A 10,228-nucleotide genomic window follows, 5' to 3' on the forward strand; every position below is an offset into this window, starting at 1 on the left:
AAAAAACAGGAGATAACCCGGTCAGGTCATCTCCTGTTAAGCCGCGGTTAGCCTGCAAGAAAAAAGCGGAATGCCGGGTTATGCGTTTCGTCGTGACATTCATAGCCCAGTTCTTGCAAACGCGTTTCGAAATCCGGTTCGTGATCGCCCAGTTCAAACGCGGCCAGTACGCGGCCATAGTCTGTGCCGTGGCTGCGGTAATGGAACAACGAGATATTCCAGTGAGTCCCCAGCGTATGCAAGAACTTGAGCAGCGCGCCGGGTGATTCCGGAAATTCGAAGCTGAATAAACGTTCCTGTAGCGGTTTCGACGGACGACCGCCAACCATGTAGCGTACGTGCAGCTTCGCCATTTCGTCGTCAGAGAGGTCAACCACGCTGTAGCCACCGTCGCGCAACAGATTCAGGATCTCCGTGCGTTCTTCCATCCCCCTGCTCAACCGGACACCGACGAAAATGCAGGCGTTCTTATCATCGGCAAAGCGATAGTTAAATTCAGTGACTGAGCGACCGCCCAGCAGCTGGCAAAACTTCAGGAAGCTGCCTTTTTCTTCCGGAATGGTCACTGCCAGCAGCGCCTCACGCTGTTCGCCCAGCTCGCAACGCTCGGAAACGTAGCGCAGACCGTGGAAATTGACGTTAGCGCCGGAAAGGATATGCGCCAGACGTTCTCCGCGGATGTTGTGCTGAGCGACGTACTTTTTCATTCCCGCCAGCGCCAGCGCGCCGGAAGGCTCTGCGACTGCGCGAACATCTTCGAACAGGTCTTTCATCGCCGCACATATCGCGTCGCTATCCACGGTGATGATGTCGTCGAGATATTCCTGACACAGACGGAAGGTTTCATCGCCAATGCGTTTTACCGCTACACCTTCGGCAAACAGGCCAACGCGTGGGAGATCGACCGGATGGCCCGCGTCCAGCGCCGCTTTCAGACAGGCGGAGTCTTCCGCCTCCACCGCAATCACTTTGATTTGCGGCATCAATTGCTTAATCAGTACCGCCACGCCCGCCGCCAGACCGCCGCCGCCGACCGGTACAAATACACGATCAAGATGCGCATCCTGCTGCAGCAGTTCCAGCGCCAGCGTCCCCTGACCGGCAATCACCATCGGATGATCGAATGGCGGAACCCAGGTAAAACCCTGTTGCTGCGACAGTTCAATCGCTTTCGCTTTCGCTTCATCAAAGTTTGCGCCATGCAGCAGCACTTCGCCGCCAAACCCGCGAACGGCATCGACTTTGATATCCGCCGTCGCAACAGGCATCACGATCAGCGCCTTCACGCCCAGACGAGCGGAGGAAAACGCCACGCCCTGGGCATGGTTGCCCGCAGAAGCGGTGATCACCCCGTGAGCTTTTTGCGCCTCGGTCAGCCCTGCCATCATCGCGTAAGCGCCTCGAAGCTTGAAGCTGTGAACGGGCTGCCGGTCTTCGCGCTTCACGAGGATCACGTTATCAAGGCGCGATGAGAGCTTTTCCATTTTTTGTAGCGGCGTTACCTGCGCCGCTTCGTATACCGGTGCGCGGAGAACCGCACGCAGATATTCAGCCCCTTCCGGGGCTGCTGACAGAGGTTGTGATTCGGCCATCATCAGCCTCCCAGTTTCGATTTATCGCGGACCGCGCCTTTATCGGCGCTGGTCGCCAGGCTGGCATAGGCGCGCAACGCAAACGACACCTGACGCTGACGATCTTTTGGAGTCCACGCTTTGTCGCCGCGTGCTTCCTGCGCTTCACGACGCGCAGCAATTTCCGCATCGCTCAGTTGCAGTTGAATGCCACGGTTTGGAATATCGATAGCAATCATGTCACCGTCTTCAATGATCGCGATATTGCCGCCGCTGGCCGCTTCCGGTGAAACGTGACCAATGGAGAGGCCAGAGGTGCCTCCAGAGAAACGACCGTCGGTAACCAGTGCGCACGCTTTGCCGAGGCCCATCGACTTGAGGAAGGTGGTCGGGTAGAGCATTTCCTGCATCCCCGGTCCGCCTTTCGGCCCTTCGTAGCGGATCACGACCACATCGCCTGCCACCACTTTGCCGCCGAGGATCGCGTCAACCGCCTCATCCTGGCTTTCATACACTTTGGCCGGGCCAGTGAACTTCAGAATACTGTCATCCACGCCGGCGGTTTTGACGATGCAGCCATTTTCCGCGAAGTTTCCGTAAAGTACCGCCAGACCACCATCTTTGCTGTAGGCATGTTCCAGCGAACGGATACAACCTTCAGCGCGATCGTCATCCAGCGAGTCCCAGCGGCAATCCTGCGAGAACGCTTCTGTAGTACGAATACCCGCAGGGCCTGCGCGGAACATCTGCTTCACGGCGTCATCTTGCGTCACCGTGATGTCATACTGCTCAAGGGTTTGCGGCAACGTCAGCCCCAGCACATTCTTCACGTCCCGGTTCAACAGGCCCGCACGATCCAGCTCGCCCAGAATCCCCAGCACCCCGCCCGCACGGTGAACATCTTCCATGTGGTATTTCTGCGTACTCGGCGCCACTTTGCACAACTGCGGCACTTTACGGGAAAGTTTGTCGATATCACTCATTGTGAAATCGATCTCCGCTTCCTGCGCCGCCGCCAATAAGTGCAGAACGGTATTGGTGGAACCGCCCATCGCGATATCCAGCGTCATGGCGTTCTCAAACGCGGCCTTGCTGGCTATGCTGCGCGGCAGCGCGGAGGCGTCATCCTGCTCGTAGTAACGTTTAGTCAGCTCAACAATGCGTTTACCGGCATTGAGGAACAACTGTTTACGGTCGGCGTGAGTCGCCAACAGCGAACCGTTACCCGGCTGTGACAGGCCCAACGCTTCGGTCAGACAGTTCATCGAGTTCGCGGTAAACATCCCGGAACAGGAGCCACAGGTCGGACAGGCGGAACGTTCAACCTGATTACTCTGATCGTCAGAGACTTTCGGGTCCGCGCCCTGGATCATGGCATCGACCAGATCGAGCTTGATGATTTTATCAGACAGCTTGGTTTTCCCGGCTTCCATCGGACCGCCGGAAACGAAGATCACCGGAATGTTCAGACGCAGGGAAGCCATCAGCATCCCTGGGGTGATTTTGTCGCAGTTGGAGATACAGACCATTGCATCGGCACAATGGGCATTCACCATGTACTCCACCGAATCAGCGATCAGCTCGCGCGACGGCAGTGAATAAAGCATGCCCCCGTGACCCATAGCGATACCATCATCCACGGCAATGGTATTGAACTCTTTCGCCACGCCGCCGGACGCTTCAATCTGTTCAGCGACCAGTTTACCGAGATCGCGCAGGTGCACGTGTCCTGGCACAAACTGGGTGAATGAGTTCACGACGGCAATGATCGGTTTGCCAAAATCGGCATCCGTCATTCCGGTTGCGCGCCACAGCGCGCGGGCTCCTGCCATATTGCGGCCATGAGTGGTGGTAGCGGAACGGTACTTAGGCATGCGTTATTTACTCCTGGTGTCTGTAAAACGGGACGGTGCGTGCCGTCCCATTTATCTTTAATTATGAATTTACCTGATCCAACCAGCCCCATTTGTCCTCGGTTTCACCGGTAAACAGGCCGAAGAACGCTTGCTGGATGCGTTTGGTGACTGGACCACAGCGGCCTTCTCCCACCTGAATGCCGTCAACGCTGCGAACCGGGGTGATTTCCGCCGCGGTACCAGACATGAAGACTTCATCCGCCAGATACAGGGATTCGCGGGACAGAACCTGCTCGCGCACTTCAATACCCAGTTCTTTCGCCAGTTTAATGATGGCGTCACGGGTGATCCCCGGCAACGCGGAAGAGGTAAACGGCGGGGTAAACAGCACACCGTCTTTCACTTCAAACAGGTTTTCACCAGCGCCTTCGGAGATGTAACCATTCACATCCAGCGCAATACCTTCCTGATAGCCATGACGACGTGCTTCGCTACCCACCAGAAGTGACGAAAGGTAGTTACCACCCGCTTTTGCGGCGGTCGGGATAGTGTTAGGTGCGGCACGGTTCCACGAGGAAACCATAGCATCGATCCCTTGTTCCAGCGCTTCAGCACCCAGGTACGCGCCCCACGGGAACGCAGCGATAATGACGTCGGTGGTGTATCCCGGAGGCGGGTTCACGCCCATGCCTACATCGCCAACAAACACCAGCGGGCGAATATAAGCACTGGTCAGGTTGTTTTTACGGATCACCTCACGACAGGCTTCCATCAACTCATCCACGCTCTGAGAGACCGGGAAACGATAAATTTTGGCTGAGTCATGCAGGCGTTGCATATGTTCACGATGACGGAACACCACCGGGCCTTTGTGCGAGTCATAGCAACGGATGCCTTCAAAGACAGACGTACCGTAGTGCAGCGCGTGGGACATCACGTGAACTTTCGCGTCTTCCCAACGAACCATCTCGCCATTGAACCAAATGTAATCAGCTTTTTTCGTCGTCATTTCTTCTTCCTGTCACGCTTACGCGCGGATTTGTTGTGATGTTGTTGTGCTCTGGCAGATGGCAACATGTGCCACATCCACCAGCTTACTTAACTGACTAAACAGTAAGTCGACCGACCGTGGACTGGCAACGGTCAATTCGATATTTATATTCTGCGCGTCACGGGCGGCTTCCATATTCATGGCACATACCTGAAAACCACGGTGGCGTACCACACGTAAAACACGTTCCAGCGTTTCCGGGTTAAAGCGAGCCTCTACGGCGACCTGATGTTGCATCATGATAATTTCTCCAGCATTTCAGCGTTGCTGGCGCCAGGCGGCACCAGTGGCCAGACATTCTCAAGTTCGTCGATTGAGACATGAAGCAGGTATGGCCCGTCGCTGTTCAGCAGGGTATCGAGCGCCGCTTCAACCTGGTCTTTTCGGGTGATGTGTTGGCCAGGGATGCCGAAGGCGCTGGCTAACGTGAGGAAATCTGGGTTATCGGTTAAGGTGGTTTCGCTATATCGTTCCTGGAAAAACAGCTGCTGCCATTGTCGAACCATACCTAACCGTTGGTTATCCAGTAAAACTATCTTCAACGGTAACTGCTTACGTTTTACGGTGCCCAGCTCCTGAACATTCATCATGAAGGAGCCGTCACCGGAGATACAGATAACGGTGTCGTCCGGTCGCGCAACCTGCGCCCCAACGGCAGCCGGTAAACCAAAGCCCATCGTACCTAAGCCGCTGGAGGTGATGAAATTCTCCGGGCGACTGTAGGTCATATGTTGTGCAGACCACATCTGATGCTGACCGACATCCGTCGTTACAACACAGTTGGCAGGCTTACGTTCCGACAGCTGTTTCAGCAGCAGCGGCGCGTAGATGGCCTCCCCCGGATGATCGTAGCGCCAGGTGTGGTCAGTACGCAGTTCCGCATTACGCTGACGCCATTCATCGATGTCGACCGGTTGTTGCAGCGCAGGCAGCAGCGCATTCAAATCGCCCTGTAAGGTGACATGCGCCCGACGCAGTTTGTTCAGTTCAGCCGGATCGATATCCATGTGGATAACACTGGCATGGGGTGCGAAGGTGTCCAGTTTTCCGGTCACCCGGTCATCAAAACGTGCACCTACGGCAATCAACAAATCACATTCCTGCACGGCAAAATTCGCGGCTTTGGTGCCATGCATGCCCAGCATCCCCAGATAGTAGGGATAATCCGCCTCAACAGCCCCCAGCCCTTTCAGCGTGCAGGTCACCGGCATTTGCGTTACCGCAATAAACTCACGCAGCGCCGGAACCGCCTGCGCTATCCCTACGCCACCTCCCACATACAGCATCGGTTTTTGCGCCTGAGCCAGCATGTTACGCGCCTGCTCAACGTCAGCCTGAGGGAAAACAGCCGCGTTTTCGACGGTCGTGAAATACGGTTCCAGCGCCCCGCTGGCTAACTGGATATCTTTCGGGATATCAACCAGAACCGGACCCGGACGACCCGTGTTAGCGACCTCAAACGCCTCCGCCATGATGCGTGGCAGCTCTTCCAGTGACTGCACCAGGAAACTGTGCTTGGTGCAGGCCAACGACAACCCCAGTACGTCCACTTCCTGAAACGCATCAGTGCCGATAAACGGCGCAGCAACCTGCCCGGTGATCGCGACAACAGGGACCGAATCTAACAGCGCATCTGCAAGTCCGGTGATCAGGTTGGTTGCCCCCGGACCAGAAGTAGCGATGCAGACCCCCGTTTTACCGGTAGAACGGGCATAGCCAATGGCTGCGATCGCGGCCCCCTGTTCGTGTCGGCACAGCAGGTGTTCCACGCCACCGTCGTACAAAGCATCGTAGACCGGCATAATTGCGCCACCGGGATAGCCGAATACGGTGTCGACCCCCTGTGCACGCAACGCATGTACCACCCACTGTGCTCCATTCATAGTTAGTTCCCCGTCATAAATCTGAAGAAACAGAATTTTATGCTGTTATTCATTTTCTGCTCCTCTGTTGTGTTTTTAAGGTCAAAAAAAACCCCCGGACCTTTCGGTGCGGGGGTCTTAGTTCGTTAAGGCTTGATTTTTAAGCCTTTCCTCGTCCAAGTGCAGCCCCGCACGGTGGGATAATAATCACCACCACGCTAATCACGACCAGGCTAATCACTCGTAGAAGGGCTGTCATTTTTGTCTTTTCTGGCATCTTGTTCGAAGGAATGCCTAAAGAGTTACCATAGATTTCGCCAATAGCACAAGATTTTTTTCTTTTCATTTTTCTGACTCAGCTAATTCATTAACGAAAACCCCTTGTTTTATATACAAAAACCAGGAATTGAAAAAAATTAACTTTCTGAACGGAAGTAAACCCCTTTTTCATAACATCGCAGGAGAGGAAAACGGATTGCGAGCGCCCTTCCAAAAAAAGCGAACACGTAAACTAATTGCATTAAAAGTGCGGAATCTTCTGCGAATAAACATTATTTAGCAATGATCTTGCAGAGAGGAAATTAGACATAATAGTGGCATCTGGAGGGGCTATGTCACTGTCAATTGTTCATACACGCGCTGCGCTGGGTGTCAATGCACCGGCGATTACTATCGAAGTGCATATCAGCAACGGTTTACCCGGTTTAACATTGGTGGGGTTACCAGAAACGACCGTCAAAGAGGCGCGCGACCGGGTACGCAGCGCGATCATTAATAGCGGATATGACTTTCCCGCAAAGAAAATCACCATCAATCTCGCCCCTGCCGATCTTCCCAAAGAGGGCGGGAGATATGATTTACCTATTGCTGTAGCGCTTCTGGTTGCCTCTGAGCAGCTTATAACCCATAAACTCGACCAATATGAGTTAGTGGGTGAATTAGCGCTTACAGGTGCGTTACGCGGCGTTCCCGGCGCCATATCCAGCGCAACCGAGGCGATACGGGTGGGAAGGGGCATTATCGTGGCAAAAGAGAACGAAAACGAAGTCGGGCTGATTGAGGGTGAAGGATGTCTGGTTGCCGATCATCTACAAGCTGTCTGTGCCTTCCTGGAAGGAAAACATGACCTTAGCCATCCTGTTGTTAACAACGACACTATCAGTGTGTCATCTGATGATCTCAGCGATATTATTGGTCAGGAGCAAGGGAAGCGCAGCCTTGAGATCACCGCCGCAGGTGGCCACAATCTGCTATTAGTTGGCCCACCGGGTACGGGGAAAACGATGCTTGCCAACCGTCTTAATGGCCTGTTACCGGCATTAAGTAACGAAGAAGCACTGGAAAGCGCCGCTATCCTCAGTCTGGTTAACTCGACCAGCGTGCAAAAGTTATGGAAACAACGACCTTTTCGCTCACCACACCACAGCGCATCCCTGACCGCCATGGTTGGTGGCGGCACTATCCCCGCACCAGGCGAAATTTCTTTGGCACACAACGGCATACTGTTTCTTGATGAGCTGCCTGAGTTTGAACGACGCACATTAGATGCTCTACGTGAACCGATAGAGTCTGGTCAGATCCACCTTTCGCGTACGCGCGCTAAGATCACCTATCCTGCGCGCTTTCAATTGGTAGCGGCAATGAATCCCAGTCCCACCGGTCATTATCAGGGCAACCATAACCGCAATACACCTGAACAGACATTACGCTATCTCAGTCGGCTATCGGGCCCCTTTCTGGACCGCTTTGATCTTTCTCTTGAGATCCCTCTCCCACCACCAGGCATACTCAGCCAGCCCGGTGTAAAGGGAGAAAACAGCTTTACGGTTAAACATCGGGTCATTGCTGCGCGGGAACGTCAGCATAAACGCCAGGGCAAATTGAATGCGCACCTGCAAAACAGGGAGATACGCGAACATTGTCCGTTAGCGGATGAAGACGCGCAGTGGCTTGAAGAGACACTCATCCATCTTGGATTGTCTATACGCGCCTGGCAGCGATTATTAAAGGTATCGAGGACTATTGCCGATCTCGCGCAAGCCGAACACATTTCACGAAGACACTTGCAGGAAGCGGTCAGTTACCGGGCGATAGATCGATTGCTTGCTCACCTGCAGAAACAACTGACATAAAAAAAGGGCCTTCGCCCTTTTTTTATTAGTCATCAGACTCTGTGTAGTCCTCAGCACCTTCCATCTGCGGTTTACCGCCGGACAGGGTATGGAAACGTTTTGGACGCTTGATACGCGTCATATATTTGGACCAGACGCGTTCCGCTTCGGTCACTGGCTCACGTTCACCACGACATACCGCAACAAAGAGCTTCTCTTCTTCGGTAACCGGCTCGCGTTTTCCGAGATCCAGCTCGTTGAAGGCATAACCGTGACGTTCAAGCAGTTGCGCCTCTTTGATAGTGAAATCACCATGACGAGAGAATCCGCGTGGATAATATTTGTTGTCGAAATATCGATTAGTCGTCGTAAAGCTTTCCGCCATCCTGCACGCTCCTAATTCTTTGGCCGATCTATTTATGGCGCGGAGTATTAGTTACGCTTGACAGAGTGTAAAACAAAACATTTAAATCATAACGACAAATAATTTTGCGGAGAGCACTGTGGATACGGAATTGTTAAAAACTTTCCTGGAAGTTAGCCGAACGCGCCACTTTGGCCGGGCTGCGGAAGCGCTCTACCTGACTCAGTCGGCGGTAAGCTTTCGCATCAGACAGTTGGAAAACCAACTGGGTGTGAATCTTTTTACCCGCCACAGAAATAATATCCGTTTAACGGCGGCCGGCGAGAAGCTTCTGCCCTATGCGGAAACGCTAATGAATACATGGCAGGCAGCACGTAAAGAGGTCGCCCATACATCCAGACATAATGAATTTTCAATCGGTGCCAGCGCCTCCCTGTGGGAGTGCATGCTCAACGGCTGGTTGGGACGCTTGTATCAGTCACAAGAGCCCCAGAACGGCCTGCAATTCGAAGCCCGTATTGCGCAGCGCCAGTCCCTGGTAAAACAGTTGCATGAACGTCAGCTTGATCTGCTTATCACTACAGAAGCCCCAAAAATGGATGAATTTAGCAGTCAATTACTGGGGTATTTTACCCTGGCGTTATATTGCGCCAGCCCCTCAACGATGAAAGAGGCTCTGAATTATCTGCGCCTGGAGTGGGGGCCAGACTTTCAACAGAACGAAGTGGGATTGATTGCTGCCGATGAAGTCCCGGTACTCACCACCAGTTCTGCTGAACTGGCCAGACAGCAACTTCATGCTCTGAACGGCTGCACATGGTTACCCACACGTTGGGCAAAAGAGAAAGGAGGTTTGCATACTGTTGCAGACAGCGCAACGCTTTCGCGTCCGTTATACGCTATTTGGCTGCAAAATAGTGATAAACATGTACTGATCAAAGATCTTCTAAAGATAGATGTACTGGGAGAATAAGCAGAAATGAGATTGGCAAGGATGCCAGAAAAGGAAGAGATCGGTATCTGGAGGCGAGTTTTACAGACAAAAAAAATCCTTAGCAGATGCTAAGGATTATTTTCTGGCAGGGGCGGAGAGACTCGAACTCCCAACACCCGGTTTTGGAGACCGGTGCTCTACCAATTGAACTACGCCCCTAATTAGGGTGGCGGAACGGACGGGACTCGAACCCGCGACCCCCTGCGTGACAGGCAGGTATTCTAACCAACTGAACTACCGCTCCACCGAATTTTTCTACAACTACTGATTTTTACATCAGCTTACTGCTTAATTTGATGCCTGGCAGTTCCCTACTCTCGCATGGGGAGACCCCACACTACCATCGGCGCTACGGCGTTTCACTTCTGAGTTCGGCATGGGGTCAGGTGGGACCACCGCGCTACAGCCGCCAGGCAAAT

General features: G+C 53.5%; 10 protein-coding genes, 2 tRNA genes and 1 rRNA gene. 2 read left to right on the top strand and 11 right to left on the bottom strand.

Annotated elements, in window-relative coordinates:
- Positions 1-47: 47 nt before the first annotated feature.
- From ilvA to ilvL, 7 genes are all read right to left on the bottom strand, one after another.
- Positions 48-1,592 carry a threonine ammonia-lyase, biosynthetic gene (gene ilvA / locus AB7E14_RS02350; RefSeq protein ID WP_043001785.1) on the bottom strand — a complete coding sequence of 515 codons (1,545 nt, stop codon included), beginning with the start codon at positions 1,590-1,592 and terminating at the stop codon, positions 48-50.
- Positions 1,593-1,594: 2 nt separating this feature from the next.
- Positions 1,595-3,445: a dihydroxy-acid dehydratase gene (gene ilvD, locus AB7E14_RS02355; RefSeq protein WP_090050777.1), complete on the bottom strand. Its 1,851-nt coding sequence runs from the start codon at positions 3,443-3,445 to the stop codon at positions 1,595-1,597.
- A 61-nt stretch (positions 3,446-3,506) separates the two neighbouring features.
- The gene (gene ilvE, locus AB7E14_RS02360; RefSeq protein WP_042998773.1) at positions 3,507-4,436 is read right to left on the bottom strand and encodes a branched-chain-amino-acid transaminase; all 930 of its coding nucleotides are present in this window, start codon (positions 4,434-4,436) and stop codon (positions 3,507-3,509) included.
- 18 nt (positions 4,437-4,454) lie between these two features.
- Positions 4,455-4,718, bottom strand: a complete 264-nt coding sequence (ilvM, locus tag AB7E14_RS02365) for an acetolactate synthase 2 small subunit (protein WP_042326055.1) — start codon at positions 4,716-4,718, stop codon at positions 4,455-4,457.
- The gene (gene ilvG / locus AB7E14_RS02370; RefSeq protein ID WP_130098247.1) at positions 4,715-6,361 is read right to left on the bottom strand and encodes an acetolactate synthase 2 catalytic subunit; all 1,647 of its coding nucleotides are present in this window, start codon (positions 6,359-6,361) and stop codon (positions 4,715-4,717) included. Before ilvG ends, ilvM begins: the two co-directional genes overlap by 4 nt.
- Before the next feature lie 2 nt (positions 6,362-6,363).
- Positions 6,364-6,414, bottom strand: a complete 51-nt coding sequence (ilvX, locus tag AB7E14_RS02375; protein WP_193762813.1) for a peptide IlvX — start codon at positions 6,412-6,414, stop codon at positions 6,364-6,366.
- Between the two features lie 86 nt (positions 6,415-6,500).
- Positions 6,501-6,599: an ilv operon leader peptide gene (ilvL, locus tag AB7E14_RS02380; RefSeq protein ID WP_001311244.1), complete on the bottom strand. Its 99-nt coding sequence runs from the start codon at positions 6,597-6,599 to the stop codon at positions 6,501-6,503.
- Between the two features lie 352 nt (positions 6,600-6,951).
- On the opposite strand from ilvL, the gene AB7E14_RS02385 reads away from it, so the two are divergent.
- Entirely contained in the window at positions 6,952-8,472 is a 1,521-nt protein-coding gene (locus AB7E14_RS02385; protein ID WP_130098248.1) for a YifB family Mg chelatase-like AAA ATPase, read from the top strand.
- Between the two features lie 25 nt (positions 8,473-8,497).
- On the opposite strand, the gene maoP is transcribed toward AB7E14_RS02385, so the two are convergent.
- Positions 8,498-8,836, bottom strand: coding sequence for a macrodomain Ori organization protein MaoP (maoP, locus tag AB7E14_RS02390; protein ID WP_042326051.1), 339 nt, complete (start codon positions 8,834-8,836; stop codon positions 8,498-8,500).
- A 118-nt stretch (positions 8,837-8,954) separates the two neighbouring features.
- Between maoP and hdfR the strand changes: the two genes are divergently transcribed.
- Complete coding sequence (gene hdfR / locus AB7E14_RS02395) at positions 8,955-9,788, top strand: HTH-type transcriptional regulator HdfR (protein WP_042998770.1); 834 nt, start codon at positions 8,955-8,957, stop codon at positions 9,786-9,788.
- 104 nt (positions 9,789-9,892) lie between these two features.
- Here the strand turns inward: hdfR and AB7E14_RS02400 are convergent.
- From AB7E14_RS02400 to rrf, 3 genes are all read right to left on the bottom strand, one after another.
- Positions 9,893-9,968, bottom strand: a tRNA-Trp gene (locus AB7E14_RS02400).
- Between the two features lie 8 nt (positions 9,969-9,976).
- Positions 9,977-10,053: transfer RNA gene (locus tag AB7E14_RS02405), tRNA-Asp, on the bottom strand.
- Between the two features lie 54 nt (positions 10,054-10,107).
- Positions 10,108-10,223 (bottom strand): 5S ribosomal RNA (gene rrf, locus AB7E14_RS02410).
- Between the last annotated feature and the right edge of the window lie 5 nt (positions 10,224-10,228).

Source organism: Citrobacter sp. (genome assembly GCF_050252275.1).
In the GTDB taxonomy this organism is placed as follows: domain Bacteria; phylum Pseudomonadota; class Gammaproteobacteria; order Enterobacterales; family Enterobacteriaceae; genus Citrobacter_A; species Citrobacter_A amalonaticus.